General features: G+C 67.1%; 15 protein-coding genes and 2 pseudogenes. 9 read left to right on the plus strand and 8 right to left on the minus strand.

What is annotated here, in order from left to right; genetic code table 11:
* Nucleotides 1–1,623: pseudogene (locus BN972_RS31090) on the plus strand (serine/threonine-protein kinase); the annotation flags it as partial.
* A 288-nt stretch (nt 1,624–1,911) separates the two neighbouring features.
* Nucleotides 1,912–2,637, plus strand: a complete 726-nt coding sequence (locus tag BN972_RS31095; RefSeq protein ID WP_390176197.1) for an NHL repeat-containing protein — start codon at nt 1,912–1,914, stop codon at nt 2,635–2,637.
* A gap of 9 nt (nt 2,638–2,646) precedes the next feature.
* Here the strand turns inward: BN972_RS31095 and BN972_RS03835 are convergent, their stop codons facing one another.
* From BN972_RS03835 to sdhC, 4 genes are read right to left on the minus strand one after another with little or no spacing between them, the layout of a single operon-like run.
* A complete protein-coding gene (locus tag BN972_RS03835; RefSeq protein ID WP_036353063.1) occupies nt 2,647–3,438 on the minus strand; it encodes a succinate dehydrogenase iron-sulfur subunit in 792 nt (263 codons plus the stop codon).
* Complete coding sequence (gene sdhA / locus BN972_RS03840) at nt 3,438–5,192, minus strand: succinate dehydrogenase flavoprotein subunit (protein WP_036353066.1); 1,755 nt, start codon at nt 5,190–5,192, stop codon at nt 3,438–3,440. The genes BN972_RS03835 and sdhA overlap by 1 nt, the downstream gene beginning before the upstream one ends.
* Nucleotides 5,193–5,214: 22 nt before the next feature.
* A complete protein-coding gene (locus BN972_RS03845; RefSeq protein WP_036353068.1) occupies nt 5,215–5,682 on the minus strand; it encodes a succinate dehydrogenase hydrophobic membrane anchor subunit in 468 nt (155 codons plus the stop codon).
* Nucleotides 5,679–6,017, minus strand: coding sequence for a succinate dehydrogenase, cytochrome b556 subunit (gene sdhC / locus BN972_RS31100; protein ID WP_036353070.1), 339 nt, complete (start codon nt 6,015–6,017; stop codon nt 5,679–5,681). The genes BN972_RS03845 and sdhC overlap by 4 nt, the downstream gene beginning before the upstream one ends.
* Nucleotides 6,018–6,278: 261 nt before the next feature.
* Here sdhC and BN972_RS03855 point away from each other — a divergent pair, with 261 nt between their 5' ends.
* The 6 genes from BN972_RS03855 to BN972_RS03880 all read left to right on the plus strand — a co-directional run bounded on the left by BN972_RS03855 (nt 6,279) and on the right by BN972_RS03880 (nt 11,385).
* Nucleotides 6,279–6,680 (plus strand): cytidine deaminase, encoded by a 402-nt coding sequence (locus BN972_RS03855; RefSeq protein WP_036353073.1) that lies wholly within the window; start codon nt 6,279–6,281, stop codon nt 6,678–6,680.
* Nucleotides 6,677–7,963, plus strand: coding sequence for a thymidine phosphorylase (locus BN972_RS03860; protein ID WP_036353074.1), 1,287 nt, complete (start codon nt 6,677–6,679; stop codon nt 7,961–7,963). Before BN972_RS03855 ends, BN972_RS03860 begins: the two co-directional genes overlap by 4 nt.
* The gene (locus BN972_RS03865) at nt 7,960–9,042 is read left to right on the plus strand and encodes an adenosine deaminase (RefSeq protein ID WP_036353077.1); all 1,083 of its coding nucleotides are present in this window, start codon (nt 7,960–7,962) and stop codon (nt 9,040–9,042) included. Before BN972_RS03860 ends, BN972_RS03865 begins: the two co-directional genes overlap by 4 nt.
* A 344-nt stretch (nt 9,043–9,386) precedes the next feature.
* The gene (locus BN972_RS03870) at nt 9,387–9,890 is read left to right on the plus strand and encodes a PE family protein (RefSeq protein ID WP_099051047.1); all 504 of its coding nucleotides are present in this window, start codon (nt 9,387–9,389) and stop codon (nt 9,888–9,890) included.
* Nucleotides 9,891–9,910: 20 nt separating this feature from the next.
* Nucleotides 9,911–10,492, plus strand: coding sequence for a hypothetical protein (locus tag BN972_RS03875; protein WP_036353080.1), 582 nt, complete (start codon nt 9,911–9,913; stop codon nt 10,490–10,492).
* On the plus strand, nt 10,492–11,385 hold the full coding sequence (locus tag BN972_RS03880) for an alpha/beta fold hydrolase (protein WP_036353082.1): 894 nt from the start codon (nt 10,492–10,494) through the stop codon (nt 11,383–11,385). The genes BN972_RS03875 and BN972_RS03880 overlap by 1 nt, the downstream gene beginning before the upstream one ends.
* Nucleotides 11,386–11,470: 85 nt before the next feature.
* Here BN972_RS03880 and BN972_RS28040 read toward each other — a convergent pair whose 3' ends face one another.
* From BN972_RS28040 to BN972_RS03895, 3 genes are all read right to left on the minus strand, one after another.
* Entirely contained in the window at nt 11,471–11,911 is a 441-nt protein-coding gene (locus BN972_RS28040; RefSeq protein ID WP_235192360.1) for a PE family protein, read from the minus strand.
* A 115-nt stretch (nt 11,912–12,026) separates the two neighbouring features.
* Nucleotides 12,027–13,358: a protein export chaperone SatS gene (gene satS, locus BN972_RS03890; RefSeq protein WP_036353085.1), complete on the minus strand. Its 1,332-nt coding sequence runs from the start codon at nt 13,356–13,358 to the stop codon at nt 12,027–12,029.
* A gap of 33 nt (nt 13,359–13,391) precedes the next feature.
* Nucleotides 13,392–14,255, minus strand: coding sequence for an alkaline phosphatase family protein (locus BN972_RS03895; RefSeq protein ID WP_051545022.1), 864 nt, complete (start codon nt 14,253–14,255; stop codon nt 13,392–13,394).
* Between the two features lie 91 nt (nt 14,256–14,346).
* Here BN972_RS03895 and upp point away from each other — a divergent pair, with 91 nt between their 5' ends.
* Nucleotides 14,347–14,970: a uracil phosphoribosyltransferase gene (gene upp, locus BN972_RS03900; protein ID WP_036353087.1), complete on the plus strand. Its 624-nt coding sequence runs from the start codon at nt 14,347–14,349 to the stop codon at nt 14,968–14,970.
* 1 nt (nt 14,971) lies between these two features.
* Here upp and BN972_RS30130 read toward each other — a convergent pair.
* A pseudogene (locus tag BN972_RS30130) lies at nt 14,972–15,694 on the minus strand (phospho-sugar mutase); the annotation flags it as partial.

Here is a 15,694-nt window from a genome sequence, read left to right on the forward strand (position 1 = left end):
ATGAGCTCGGAGGAGGCTTCGCTGGAAACGGGAGTGGACGGGGAGATTTTCGGCCGCTACCGGCTGCTCGAAGTGCTTCGATGGGGCGGGTTGGGGACGGTGTATCGGGCCCGGGACACGATGATGACGCGTGAAGTCGCCATCAAGGTGCTTCCGACCGAGCTGGCCGGCGAGCCGCAGTCTGACGAGCAATTCCGCCATGAGGCATCCATCGCGGCCCAACTGAACAATCCCAACATCATCCCGATCTATGAAGCCGGCGAAATCAACGGTCAGCGCTACTTGGTGATGCCGCTGTTGGACGGCCTCGATGCGGGCAGTCTGCTGCGCCGCGACGGGCCGATGCACCCGACGCTGGCGGTGCGGGTGATCGAGCAGGCCGCCGCGGCGTTGGACGCCATGCACTCAGCGGGTCTGGTGCACACCGATGTGAAGCCGTCGAACCTGTTCGTGGTCGGCGGCGAATTCGTGTACCTGATCGACTTCGGGGTCGCCTCCCAGACGCCCGCCCCGGACCGGGCCGACGACGATTCGAGGCAGAGCTGGCCGTATCTGGCGCCGGAGCGCATGGAGTCCGAACCCCCGGACGTTCGCGCGGATACCTACGCGCTGACCGCGGTGCTGTACGAATGCCTGACCGGGAGCCCGCCCGTGGTAGGCGACAGCCTCGAGCAGGTGGTCGCCGCCCGTCTGCAAGGCGGACCGCCGAAACCGACCGACGTCAACCCGGCAATCCCGGTCGGGTTCGACGAGGTGATCGCGCGTGGCATGGCCACCGATCCCGACGACCGCTACCAATCGTCTCGCGAATTGGCCGGTGCTGCGCGAAATGCGCTCGCGTCCAACACGATTGCGCCAGCGGGCTCGCTCAGTGAGGTGGAGTTCGGCCGCTATCGGTTGTTCGAAATGCTGGGGGCGGGCGGAATGGGTTCGGTGTACCGCGCGCACGACACCGCCCTGGGCCGTGACGTGGCGGTCAAGGTGTTGCGGCCGGAGCTGGCCACCGAGCCGGGCTATCAAGAGCGATTCCGTCGCGAGGCGTCCGCCGCCGGCCGGCTCAGCAGCCCGAACATCATCCCGATCTACGAGGCTGGCGAGATCGACGGACGGCTGTACCTGGTGATGCCGGTGGTCGATGGGGTCGACGTACACACCGTGCTCCAGCGGGAAGGGCCGATGGGTCCCGCCAAGGCGGTGCGGGTGATCGAACAGGTTGCCGCGGCGCTGGACACGGCGCACCGGGCGGGGTTGGTGCACCGGGATGTGAAGCCGTCGAACATCCTCATGGTCGGCGACGACTTCGTCTATCTGATCGATTTCGGCCTCGTACATGAAGCCTCGGCCGCTCGCCTGACGCTGACCAACGTGACTCCCGGAACTCCGGGGTACATGGCTCCAGAGCGCTTCACCGGCGAAGGCACCGCCGACGCTCGCGCCGACGTGTACTCGCTGGCCTGCGTGCTGTACGAATGCCTGACCGCCCAGCTGCCGTTCAGCGGCGGCGGCGTGGAGGGGTTGGCAGTCGCTCACCTACGTGACGAGCCGCCGCGGCCCAGCGAGGCCCAGCCCGCAATCCCGGTCAGGTTCGACGAGGTGGTCGCGCGGGGCATGGCGAAGAATCCCGATGACCGCTATCAGTCGGCCAGCGAACTGGCTGCGGCAGCGCGCGCGGCACTGACCGCCGCCGGACCCCGGCATGCCAAGCCCACACCCGGCACCGGTCCCGCGGACTCGACACAGGACGCCGCGGTGCTGGCACCGGTCGGGTCCCCGCGCAGGAGTCGGCGGCCGCTCGTCCTGTCCCTGGCGGCGGCCGTGGTTGTTGCCCTTGCGGTCGCCGCAATTATGTTGCTGGCGAACCCTTTTCATTCGGCACCGGAGTCGGCGCAAACGGTCCTGCCGTTTCAGGGGCTGGACGGCCCGGTCGGGGTTGCGGTCGACGCCAACGGCACCGTCTATGTCACCGATAGCGGCCATAACCGGGTGGTTCAGCTGGCGGCAGGCGCGACCAACCAGACCGTCGCACCGTTCGCCGACCTGAACCATCCGACCGCCATCGCAGTCGACGCTCAGGGAGACATGGTCGTCGCCGAGGCCGCCGACAGTCGGGTGTTGGAACTGTCGGCCGGTTCGACCCGTCCCACCGTTCTCCCGTTCACCGACCTCACCGAGCCCACCGGTGTTGCGGTCTACGCACGCGGCACCGACCGGATCTATTACGTGGCCGACTCGCTGCACAATCGGGTGCTGACGTTGCAGCCCACCGGTCAGACCGAACTGCCTTTCACCGGCTTGGAGCATCCCTCGGCGGTGGTGGTGGACAAAGACGGTGTCCTGTTTGTGGTTGACCGGGACAACGAACGGATCCTGCGATTGCCGCCGACCGCGATCGTTGCGACCGTGCTGCCCTACGCGGTCGACCGGCCCGACTTCATGGCCGTCGGCGCCGGCGACGACCTGTACGTGACCGACGGCCACGCGAACAAGGTCGTGAAACTGGTCAAGGCATCGAACGCCTCCGACGCGCTGCCGTTCGGGGGACTGAAGAATCCGCAAGGTGTGGCGGTCGACGCCGCCGGCAACGTTTACGTTGCCGACACCGGGAACAACCGGGTGCTGAAGTTGCCACCAAGTTAGTCCCGCGAGCTAACGCGAGAACATTGTCGCGCGCTTGACCTCCTGGATAGCCTTGGTCACCTCGATGCCACGCGGGCAGGCTTCGGTGCAGTTGAACGTGGTTCGGCAGCGCCACACCCCGTCCACCTCGTTGAGGATGTCCAGGCGTTCGGCCGCGGCTTCGTCACGGCTGTCGAAGATGAAGCGGTGCGCGTTGACAATCGCGGCCGGGCCGAAGTAGCTGCCCTCGTGCCAGAACACCGGGCAGCTGGTGGTGCAGGCCGCACACAGGATGCACTTGGTGGTGTCGTCGTAGCGGGCCCGGTCGGTGGGGCTCTGAATGCGTTCGCGGGTAGGCGGATTGCCGCTGGTGATCAGGTAGGGCTTGATGGCGCGGTAGGCGTCGAAGAACGGCTCCATGTCCACCACGAGGTCCTTCTCCACGGGCAGTCCGCGAATCGGCTCGACGGTGATGGTCAGCTTCTTGCCCGGCTTTTTGGGCAATAGGTCGCGCATCAACACCTTGCAGGCCAACCGGTTGACGCCGTTGATCCGCATTGCGTCGGAGCCGCACACACCGTGTGCGCAGGACCGCCGGAAGGTCAGCGTCCCGTCCAGGTAGCCCTTGATGTAGATCAGCAGGTTGAGCAGCCGGTCGCTGGGTAGGCACGGCACCCGGAAGCTTTGCCAGCCGCCGGTCGCGGCGAAGGCATCCGGGTCGTCGGGGTTGAACCTCGCGATCTTCACCGTCACCATCACCGCGCCCTCGGGCACCGGGGGTAGCGGCGGGTCCAGGGTTTCCACCTCGGTTTCCGCGGTCATCAGTACTTCCGCTCCTTCGGTTCGTACCGGGTCTGCACGACGGGTTTGAAGTCCAGCCGGATGTCGCTGAGCAGATCGGTGCCCTCTTTGTAAGCCATGGTGTGGCGCATGTAGTTGACGTCGTCGCGGTTGGGATAGTCCTCGCGGGCGTGCCCCCCACGAGATTCCTTGCGGTTCAACGCTCCCACCACGGTGACCTCGGCCAGCTCCAGCAGGAAGCCCAGCTCGATAGCCTCCAGCAGATCGCTGTTGAAGCGCTTTCCCTTGTCGTGCACGGTGATTCGGGAATACCGCTCCTTGAGCGCGTGTATGTCGGTGAGCGCCTGCTTGAGTGTTTCCTCGGTGCGGAACACCGCGGCGTTGTTGTCCATCGTCTGCTGCAGGGCACCGCGGATGTCGGCGACGCGTTCGTTGCCGTGCTCGGACAGGATGTCGGCCACCCAGCCGACCACCATGGCCGCCGGCTCCGGCGGCATGTCGGCGAAGTCGTGTCCCTGGGCGTACGCGGCCGCGGCAATGCCCGCCCGGCGCCCGAACACGTTGATGTCGAGCAGCGAGTTGGTGCCCAGCCGGTTGGCGCCGTGCACCGACACGCACGCGCATTCGCCGGCGGCGAACAGCCCGGGCACGGTGTTGGTGTTGTCGCGCAACACCTGGCCGGTGACGGTGGTCGGGATGCCGCCCATCACGTAGTGGCACGTCGGGTAGACGGGGACCAGTTCATGGACCGGGTCGACCCCCAGGTAGGTCCGGGCGAACTCGGTGATGTCGGGCAGCTTCGCTTCCAGCACGTCCTCACCGAGGTGCCGCACGTCGATGTAGACGTAGTCCTTGTGCGGGCCGCAGCCGCGGCCTTCGAGCACTTCCAGCACCATCGATCGGGCGACGATGTCCCGCGGCGCGAGGTCGACGATCGTCGGGGCGTACCGCTCCATGAAGCGTTCGCCGTCGGCGTTGAGCAGCCGGCCGCCCTCCCCACGCACGGCTTCGGAGATCAGAATGCCCAGCCCGGCCAGTCCGGTCGGATGGAATTGGTGAAACTCCATGTCCTCCAACGGAAGTCCCTTGCGGAACACGATGCCGATGCCATCGCCGGTCAGCGTGTGCGCATTGGAGGTGGTCTTGTACATCCGGCCGGAACCGCCGGTCGCCAGCACGATGGCCTTGGCGTGGAAAACGTGGATGTCACCGGTCGCCAGTTCGTAGGCCACCACGCCGGTGGCCACCGGGCCGGTCGGGGTCTGGGTGAGCGCCAGGTCGAGCGCGTAGAACTCGTTGAAGAACTGCACGTCGTGCTTGACGCAGTTTTGGTACAGCGTCTGCAGGATCATGTGGCCCGTGCGGTCGGCGGCGTAGCAGGCCCGGCGCACCGGGGCCTTGCCGTGGTCGCGGGTGTGCCCGCCGAAGCGGCGCTGGTCGATGCGGCCCTCCGGGGTGCGGTTGAACGGCATCCCCATCTTCTCCAGGTCGAGCACCGCGTCGATGGCTTCCTTGCACATGATCTCCACCGCGTCCTGGTCGGCGAGGTAGTCGCCGCCCTTGACGGTGTCGAAGGTGTGCCACTCCCAGTTGTCCTCTTCGACGTTGGCCAGCGCCGCGCACATGCCACCCTGGGCGGCGCCGGTGTGGCTACGGGTGGGATACAGCTTGGTCAGCACGGCGGTACGTACGCGCGGCCCGGCCTCGACCGCGGCGCGCATCCCGGCACCGCCCGCGCCCACGATCACGACGTCGTATCGGTGTTGCTGGATCAAGGCTATTCCCCTCCAACGGTTTTCAGGAGATGTTCGGGTTGAAGGTCACGATGACGTAGGTTCCCAGCACCAAGGTGAAGCCGATCGACAGCAACAGGATGCTGTTGAGCCAGAAGCGGGTGACGTCCTTGCGGCTGTAGTCGTCGATGATGTTGCGCAGCCCGTTGCCGCCATGCAATTGCGCCAGCCACAGCAGCGCCAGATCCCAGAACTGCCAGAACGGCGACGCCCAGCGCTGTGCGACGAAATTGAAGTCGATGCGGTACACGCCGTCATCCCACATCAGCATGATGAACAGGTGGCCGATAGCCAAAAACACCAGCGCGATCCCGGAAAACCGCATGAACAGCCAGGCGAACTTCTCGAAGTTCGGGATGCCGGCCCGGCGGCGCGGCGAGCGCGGGTTGTCCAGGCTGGCGGGCCGGTCGTGGCTGCGCTGGCGGACCGGCGCGGTCTGGCCGGGGCCGAGTTGCAGGTCGTTGATGCTCATCGCAGGTGCTCCCAGGCGTGAATGCCGATAACGACGCCGGCCATCACCAGCGGCACCAGGAAGGCGACCGCCACAATCCACAACATGGTGCGCTGGTGGCGCGGACCTTCTGACCAGAAGTCGATAAGAATGACCCGAATCCCGTTCAGTCCGTGGAAGAGCACCGCGGCCACCAGACCGTATTCCATCAGGCCGACGATCGGGGTCTTGTAGGTCGACAACACCTCGTTGTAGGTCTGCGGGCTGACCCGCAGCACCGCCGCGTCCAACACGTGGACGAACAGGAAAAAGAAAATCGTGGCGCCGCTGATGCGATGCAGCACCCACGCCCACATTCCGGGGTCGCCTCGGTAAAGCGTCCGAGGTGGTCGCCGCTTACGTGACGTCGTGGGCGTTGCCGGATCCGCGGTTGTCGCTTGGGTACTTACCATTTCCACCGCCTCCCAAAAACCGTCAGTAAACGGATCTAGCCGGGCAACCGAGCTTATCTTGAGCAACGAGCCAGCGGTACCAAACAGTCCCATCCGAATTGTGTGTCGTAGCACAGGTTAGGGTGGGCTTGCTCAATTTTGCCCAACGGCGAGCGGGGTTACCAAATGCCGGAAGTGAATTGGAAGTTATTGCGCGACAATGCAATTCAGGCTGCATCTCGCGCGTACGCACCGTATTCGAGGTTTCCGGTGGGTGCGGCCGCTTTGGTCGACGACGGCCGCATTATCGCCGGATGCAATGTGGAGAATGTCTCATATGGCCTTGGTCTCTGTGCGGAATGTGCGGTGGTGTGTGCGCTGCATTCCGGTGGCGGCGGTCGGTTGCTCGCGCTGGCTTGTGTTGACGGAGTCGGTTCGTTGCTGATGCCCTGCGGACGATGCCGTCAGCTGCTGCTCGAACACGGCGGACCGGAGTTACTGATCGACCATCCGGACGGCCCCCGCCGACTCGCCGAGTTGCTGCCCTACCCCTTCGGTCCCGACGATATTGCGCGGGTAAGCCGTTGACGGGCACCGTATTCGATGCGCCCACGGTCATCCGGTGCAAACGGGACGGTGGCCGGCTCTCGGATGCCGCCATCGACTGGGTGATCGAGGCCTACACCGACGGCCGCGTCGCTCCCGAGCAGATGTCGGCGTTGCTGATGGCGATCTTCCTGCGCGGCATGGACCGCAAGGAGATCGCCCGCTGGACCGCGGCGATGCTGGCCTCGGGGCCGCGGCTGGACTTCACCGATCTGGGTCTGGCGACTGTGGACAAACACTCCACCGGCGGTGTGGGCGACAAGATTACGCTGCCGTTGGTGCCGGTCGTGACCGCCTGCGGGGCGGCGGTGCCGCAGGCCGCCGGTCGCGGGCTCGGCCACACCGGCGGCACCCTGGACAAGCTGGAATCCATCGCCGGCTTCTCCGCGGAGCTGTCCAACCACCGAGTGCGTGAGCAGTTGCGGGACATCGGGGCCGCCATCTTCGCCGCCGGCGAACTGGCGCCCGCCGACGCCAAGCTCTACGCGCTGCGCGATGTCACCGGGACCGTCGAATCGCTGCCGCTGGTCGCAAGTTCGGTGATGAGCAAGAAGCTGGCCGAGGGCGCGGCGGCGCTGGTGCTGGACGTGAAGGTCGGGTCAGGGGCTTTCATGAACTCGGAGGCGGAGTCCCGGGACCTGGCGCACACCATGGTCGAGCTGGGCATCGCACACGGGGTGCCCACCCGTGCCCTGCTCACCGACATGGAGGCGCCGCTGGGCGCCACGGTCGGCAACTCGCTCGAGGTGGAGGAATCCCTCGAGGTGCTCGCCGGCGGCGGGCCACCCGACGTGGTGGAGCTGACCGTGCGGTTGGCCACCGAGATGCTCGACCTGGCCGGGATCGACGGACGCGACCCCGCCGAGACCTTGCGCGACGGCTCCGCGATGGACCGGTTCCGCCGGCTGGTGGCCGCCCAAGGTGGTGATTTGGCGAAACCGTTGCCAATTGGTCGGCATTCGGAAACCGTGACCGCCGCTCGGGGCGGCACAATGGGCGACATCGACGCGATGGCAGTTGGGTTGGCGGCCTGGCGGCTCGGTGCGGGCAGATCCCGGCCGGGCGCGCGGGTGCAGCACGGCGCGGGGGTGCGGATCCACCGCCGCCGCGGTGAGCCGGTGGTCGCCGGCGAGGCGCTTTTCACCCTTTACACCGACACCCCGGACCGCCTGCCGCCGGCGATGGCCGAGTTGGACGGCGCCTTCAGCGTGGTGGCCGACCCGCCGCCGCGGCGGCCCCTGATTATCGATCGGATCACGCGATGAGCCTGAGTCTGGACAGGATCAAGCAAGCGCCCAAGGCGCTGCTGCACGATCACCTCGACGGTGGGCTGCGCCCGGCCACCGTGCTGGAGATCGCCGGGGAGATCGGCTACGACGGCCTGCCGGCCACCGATGTCGATGCGCTGGCGGCGTGGTTTCGCACCCGGTCGCACAGCGGTTCGCTGGAGCGCTATCTCGAGCCGTTCTCGCACACCGTCGCGGTCATGCAGACACCCGACGCGCTGTACCGCGTCGCGCACGAATGTGTGGAGGACCTGGCCGCCGACTCGGTGGTGTACGCCGAGATCCGCTTCGCGCCCGAGTTGCACATCAACCGCGGGTTGTCGTTCGACGAGGTCCTCGACGCGGTGTTGGCCGGTTTCGCCGCCGGTGAGAAGGCGTGTGCCGCCGACGGCCGTCCGATCAAGGTCCGCTGTCTGGTGACCGCGATGCGGCACGCCGCCATGTCGCGGGAGATCGCGGAGTTGGCAATCCGGTTCCGCGACAAGGGCGTGGTCGGTTTCGACATCGCCGGCGCCGAAGCCGGCTACCCGCCGACCAGGCATCTGGACGCCTTTGAGTACATGCGAGACCACAACGCACGCTTCACAATTCACGCCGGCGAGGCCTTCGGGCTGCCGTCCATCCACGAGGCGATCGCGTTCTGCGGCGCTGACCGGCTCGGGCACGGGGTGCGCATCGTCGACGACATCACCGTCGGTCCGGATGGCAAGGTTTCCCTGGGCAGATTGGCGGCGATATTGCGGGACAAGCGAATTCCCCTGGAACTGTGCCCGAGCTCGAATGTGCAGACCGGCGCCGTGAACAGCATTGCCGAGCATCCGTTCGACCTGTTGGCCCGCAGCCGGTTCCGGGTGACGGTGAACACCGACAACCGACTGATGAGCGATACGACCATGAGCCAGGAGATGAGCCGGCTGTCGGAAGCCTTCGGCTACGGGTGGAGTGATCTGGAGCGCTTCACGATCAACGCCATGAAGTCGGCGTTCATTGCGTTCGACGAACGGCTCGAGATCATCGACGACGTGATCAAGCCGCGGTACGCGGTGCTGATCGGCTGACCGTCAGCGAAAGCACGTACGCCCGCTTTCGACGGCGGTGCCGCGTACGCGCCCGGTCCCCGGGAATTACGCGTTCCTACCGATGGTTGTCGGGGGCGAACGGGGCACAGTCGAATCGTCCCGTTCTATCCCGAGGAGCACGAAGTGAAGTACCTGACCCGCAACCCAGAAACATCGACCCGCCGCGACCGTTCACCCGAGCGGGTACCCCGCACGAGGCGTCACTCGTTCTTGGACGATTCGTGCATGTCCCGCGCGATGAACCGCCGGTGGTGGTAATCCGGCTCAACCAAATCCGGCGAATCCTGACCCGCTGTTCGACCAAATGGGGGATCGTATCGGGCATGTCGAAGGTGATGGCGACGCCGGAGCTGATCAAGGCGGCGGCAACGGAATTGGCGACCGTGGGTTCGACTCTTGACGCCGCGCACATCGAAGCGGCGGGACCCACCCTCACCATCCAGCCTGCGGCCGCCGACGAGGTCTCGGCGGGTATCGCGCAGCTGTTTTCCCGGGAGGCCGAGCAATATCAGCAAGCGGCCGGGCAGGCCGCTGCATTCCATGACCAGTTCGTGCGGCACTTGACCGCCGGGGCGGGCGCCTACGCCAGCGCCGAGGCCGGCAACGCCGCGCTGCTGCAGCCAGCCGCGGCGAGTGTGGGCAGCGCCGCCGTGGATGTGCTGGGATTCACGATTCCCACCACGCTCGAGGAGATAACCGCGCCGTTGCTCGGCATCCTCTTGGCCCTTTTCGTCGGACCACCGTTCCTGCTGTTTCTCGCCGCAGTTGGCTACGCGCTCCCCACCATCGTGCAGCTGTTCAGCTCGGTCCCCACTGTTGCGGGCTAGCGCCGCATAGCATCGCCAATGTGCTGCTGAACCGCGCAACGGCCGAAGGCATTGCCCGCGGCGAAGTCAGTTTGGTGCTGCGGCGGTGGGACGTCCCACGCGCCAAGGCGGGCGGCACGCAACGGACCATGGCGGGCACCGTGCGCATCGACGACGTGGAGGAACGTCCCGCCGACTACCGGGTCACCGCGCGGCAGGCGCGTGCCGCCGGGTATCCCGACGCCGGGGCCGCGCAGGCGGATTTGGACCGCCGCCCGGCGGCGCACACCTACCTGATCTCGGTGTCGTTCGTCGGCGCCGATGAGCGACCCGCATTGGCCGCCGACGACACGCTGTCGCCCGCCGACCTGGACCGCATCGCGGCGCGCCTCGACCGGCTGGACGCCGCGAGCGAATCCGGGCCGTGGACCCGGCGCTACCTGCGGCTGGTCGCCGGCAACGAGGCGGTGCGCGCCCCGGACCTGGCCGCCGGGGAAGGCCTGGACGTGCCGCGGTTCAAGCGCCGGGTGCGTCGGCTCAAAGAGCTCGGACTGACCATCAGCCTGGACGTCGGCTACCGGCTGTCGCCGCGGGGGCGGGCGTTTCTGGAAACGGGCCGCTGATGCTGCCCGATCAGATCCGCACCGACTCGGCGACGTTCCGGCTTCCCGACGGGCGTGCGCTGGCTTACCTGGAGTGGGGCGATCCCACCGGTTACCCCGCGTTCTACTTTCACGGCACGCCGAGCTCGAGGCTCGAGTGCGCTTTCGCCGACGATGCCGGCAAGCGCCGGGGATTGCGGCTGATCGCGGTCGATCGACCGGGCTACGGTCGCTCGACATTCCAGCGCGGCCGCAGCTTCCGCGATTGGCCGACCGACGTGTGTGCGCTGGCTGACGGCCTCGGGCTGGGCGAATTCGGCGTCGTCGGTCACTCGGGCGCCGGACCGCATCTGTTTGCCTGCGGGGCGTTCATCCCGCCGGCCCGGCTGCGGTTCATCGGCGCCCTGGGGCCCTGGGGTCCGCTGGCCACCCGGGAGATTGTGCGCGACCTCAACAAGGCAGACGCCCTCTACACGCGGCTGGCCCGCAGCGGTCACTGGACATTCGACGCCGCCTTTGCGCCGCTCGGTTGGTGCGCCCGGTATCTGCCCGATCTGTTCTGCCGGTCGGTGACGGCCTCCCTGCCGGACGTCGACCGGGCGCACATGCGTGACGAGCGTTTCCTGATGCACTTTCGCGCGATGCAGCTCGAGGCGTTCCGGCAGGGCGGTCGGGGGGCGGCCTACGAATCGTTTCTCGAGTACCGGCCGTGGGGTTTCGAGGTCGGCGACGTGGCGGTGCCCACGCATATTTGGCAGGGCGATCGCGACTCCTTCATTCCGCGGGCGATGGGCGATTACCTCGAGCGCGCGATTCCCGGAGTGGACCTGCATTGGGCGACAGGCAAGGGGCATTTCAACATCGAGGACTGGGACGAGATTCTTGCGGCCTGCGCCGCCGATGTGGCGGGGTGAGCCCAGCGAACGCCTCGCGAGGAACGGCACAATCTTTGCCCGCCTCGCAGCGACACTGTCGGTGGCCGCAAAGATCAGACTGCTCCTAGAGCGGGAAAACCGAACCCAAGAACGCCAGCGGCAGCCAGAGAGCCAGCGCGAGAAAAATCGGCGGCAACAGAATCGGGAACAGCAGGTAATACGCCGCCGCGGCGACCTGGAAAAACAGCGTCGTCACGGTATCGATCAGGGAATCGAATGACGGGAGGCCGACGGCCGCCGTCCCCAACACCGATGCGTTGGCAATGTCGGCGCCGGCATACGCGCGCGCGGCCGCGCTCAAATGCTGCACGAACTGCTGGCTGTAAGCGGCAGCCTGGCCAGCGACCTTTTGATAGTCCTGCGCGTGTTGTGAGAACAGTTGCGCGATGTTCTGCGACACCTCGTCGGCAGCCGCGGGCGGCACGGCTTGGATTGGGGCGGCGCCGTTGAGCGTCGAACCGATGGCCACCAATTTGTCGGCCGCGGCGGCGATCAGCTCCGGCACGGCGAACACAGCGGACATACCGTCACTGAACAATGGCTTGCCCACCCAGGCAAGGACCAAGGGGGGTCGCGACCCAGCCGTGCCGAGACTGACGCCAGCCCGAGACTAACCGGCGCTACTCCCGGCGCAGCCGCCCGTCCACGAACGCTTCGAGCTTCTCCCACGCCCGCACCGCGGACGCATACGGCCCGGCGGGCTTGCTCACCGAGTCGGGGTCCAGCACGTATGCGATCAGCTTGCCCAGCGGCTTGCCCGGGTCCAGCGCCTTGTCGACAGTGGTCTCCTCCGAGTAGTCGCCGATGTCACGCAGCAACTCGACCGCAAGCTCGAGCTGCTCGCGGTCCACCGCCTCCGGCCCGTCGGCGAAGTCATCGGCCAGCCCGCTCAGCACGTAGACGTTCTCGTCGGTGATGTCGACGTTGAGGGAACCGTCGGTGGCGGCGGTACGGATGTCGTCGTACGTGGCCAGGTCGGACAGGTCGTGGTCATGCTCGTCGGCCAGGTAGCGGGCCAGCGCCCGCTCCGAGGTGAACACGCTGATCCGGCCGTTGCGGCCCAGGAAGATGGGCCGGTCGTCCAGATAGCAGCGCAGTGTGTAGAACGTGCCCGATCCCGTCATGATCCTGATCGGGTCGATCCCCACCTGCAGCCAGAAGTCCTCGTCGCTGCCCAGCACGACGGTGTCGCCCTCGGCGCGGTCATCCTCGGATTCGTCGTCGGCTTCGTCGTCGGACTCTTCGGCGTCGTCAGGGTCGGACTCGTCGGCTTCGTCTGATTCGTCGGATGCTGCCGACTCACCGGCGTCCTCGTCGGTCTCTTCGACCTCGGCGGCGGCCTCCTCTTCCTCGATTTCCTCCTCGAGTTCTTCGGCGGCCTTCGCGGCCAGCTTCTCTTCGACCTCGGGGATCGTGGTGATCTCGTCGACGGCCTCGAGCACGTCGTCCCAGCTGCGCGCGATGATCTCGGCGATCGCATTCCAGCGCTTCTGGCCGGCCTTGCCGCTGAAGTGGTCGATGCCCCCAGAAACGGTACCCAGCAGGGGATTGCCGTTGAAGAACTTCGATATCGGCGGCAGCTCGCACACCGACCCGATGGACGAGACGATCGCCAGCGTCGCGGCCAACGCGTTCACCGACTCCTCGGTCGGCTTCTCAGCCACCAGCTCCTCGACCGCGACCAGATCGAAATGCTTGTCCTCGGCTGGGTTCAGCTTGTGCGCGTGCGCCTCGGTGACTTCACTCCACGCTGGATGGTCGACCAGATCGTTCTCGCTGCCGCCGCGCACGAACGCCACCAGGTCGGCGACGCTCTCGAAAACGTACAGGTCGTCGTCGTTGCCCAGGAACGCTTCCCACTCGTCCCCGGAGTCGCGCCAGCGCGGCGCCCACAGTGTGTAGCGGTCACCTTCGGACAGACTCAGGCGGATGGGCACGAGGTCAGCAGCCATGCGGCACACAATAGCGACCCGGCCCGTTGGCGCTTATCCGCCCCAAATACTCGTGATGGCAGGAGCATTTGCCGCGTAACCCGTTTTCGGGAGCCCGTAGATCTCCTCGAGCGTGGAAAGCACGTTGTAGTGGTTGATCGTGTCGTTGTAGGTGCCCGGCGCGACGTGCGCCCCATAGAACACCGTCGGGATCTGGTTGCGGGGGCCGCCATCGTCCTCGTCCCAGGTCACGATCAACAGGCTGTTGTTGGCCTTCGCCCAGTTGGCGTACGGCGTCATCTGCCGGTTCAACCAGGAGTCGCCCTGGGCGATCGACCCGTCGTGCATGTTGTTGTCGTTGTTGGGAATCACGAACGACACCGTCGGTAGGCTCGCGTAGTTGCCGGGCGCGGGGAACATGGAGAACGGCACCGACACCGTCGGTGGGACATTGCTGAAGTTGACCCACGGCACGTGCTTGCGGCCGTATTTGCCCGCGCTGCACACCGTGGAACCAACCGCGGGCAGGTCCTCGGAGAAGCCGGCGAAGGTGCGGCCCGACGCCAGCAGTTCCGAAGCCAGATTGGGCGCGGCGCCGGCGTTCACCGGGCAGGTGTCCTTGGTCACCCCGAAGGTGCTGCCGGCGAACAGCGCCAGGTAGTTCGGTTCGCTGGGATGGGTCTCGGCGAACGACTGGGCCATCATTGCGCCGCCCGCGGCCAGCGCGTTGATGAACGGCGCCTGCTTGTTGCCGATGATGTTGGCCTGCGACCGGTTCTCCTCGACCACGATCACCACGTGGGCGTAGCTGGGCAGAGTCGCCGCGGACAGCACCACCCGATGGCCGGTCAGGACTGTTGCGCTGAGAGCCGACAGGACGGCAAAAACCCAGGTCAAGTGCTGTTGGAGGCCCCGCATGCCGGGAGTATATGAGTGGGCCGGACGCCGGGGACGGACCAAAATGCCCGAGTCAGCAGGCCTGCACCCGATTGTTATATAGGGTCGCCCCGTGGAGGTGCGCGTCATTGACCATCCGCTGGCGGCGGCCCGGCTGACCGCGCTGCGCGACGAACGCACCGACAACGCCGGCTTCAGGGCCGCGCTGCGGGAGCTGACGCTGATGCTGGTCTACGAGGCCACCCGCGACGCCCCCTGCGCACCGGTACCGATTCGCACGCCGCTCGCACCGACCACAGGGTCGCGGCTGGCCAAGCCGCCGCTGCTGGTGCCCGTGCTGCGGGCCGGGTTGGGCATGGTCTACGAGGCGCATGCCGTGCTGCCCGAAGCGCACGTGGGCTTCGTCGGCGTGGCGCGCGACGAGGAGACCGCGCGGCCGGTGCCCTACCTCGCCTCGCTGCCCGACGACCTTGACGGCCTGCCGGTCATGGTCCTCGACCCGATGCTGGCCACCGGCGGGTCCATGACCCACACCGTCGGGCTGCTGCAGGAGCGCGGAGCCACCGACATCACCATGCTGTGTGTGGTCGCGGCGCCGGAAGGCATCGCGGCGGTCCAGAAGGTGGCTCCCAATGCGCGATTGTTCACCGCGGCCGTCGACGACGGGCTCAACGAGATCGCCTACATCGTGCCGGGCCTCGGCGACGCCGGGGACCGTCAGTTCGGGCCGCGCTGACTCACCACCGGTTGATTGCCGCGACGAGTTCGTCGCGCCGGCCCCGGGCGCGCTGCCGCGCCGGCTCCAGGTCGGGGGTCGGTGCGCAGCGAACCTCCAAGTAGCACTTCAGCTTTGGCTCCGTGCCCGACGGTCGCACCACCACCCGTACCGAGGTGTCGTCGTCACCGCCGGTAAAGATCAGCGCGTCGGTGATGTCGGTGACGGTGATAGCGAAGCCGGCTAGGCGGTCCGGTGGGGTTTCGCGGAGGCGGCGCATCAACGCCACAGCCTCGTCGATATCGGCGACGCGGCGTGGGACCGCGGCCACCTCGTGCACGCCGTGCCGGCAGGCGAGATCGTCCAGCACTGCGGACACCGGGCGGCCCCGCAGCGATGCCACCAGATCGCAGCACAACACGGCGGCGCTGATGCCGTCCTTGTCGCGCACGGCGGGGGGGTCGACGCAGTGACCGATCGCCTCCTCGTAGGCGTAGACCAGCGTCCCCGGCTGGTCCGCGTCGGCGCGGGCCAGCCACTTGAAGCCGGTCAGCGCTTCGACGTGCGTGGCGCCGTGGTGTGCGGCGATCGCGGCGAGCATCCGAGAGGACACCACCGTGCTGGCCACCGTCCGTGGCTGCGCGACCGGTTGGGACAGTATGTAATCGCCTAGGAGCCAACCGGTTTCGTCGCCGGAGAGCATGCGCCAGCCGGTCCCGTCGGGAATCCCGACCGCGCATCGGTC

The sequence above is a fragment of the Mycobacterium asiaticum DSM 44297 genome (assembly GCF_000613245.1).
Lineage (GTDB): Bacteria > Actinomycetota > Actinomycetes > Mycobacteriales > Mycobacteriaceae > Mycobacterium > Mycobacterium asiaticum.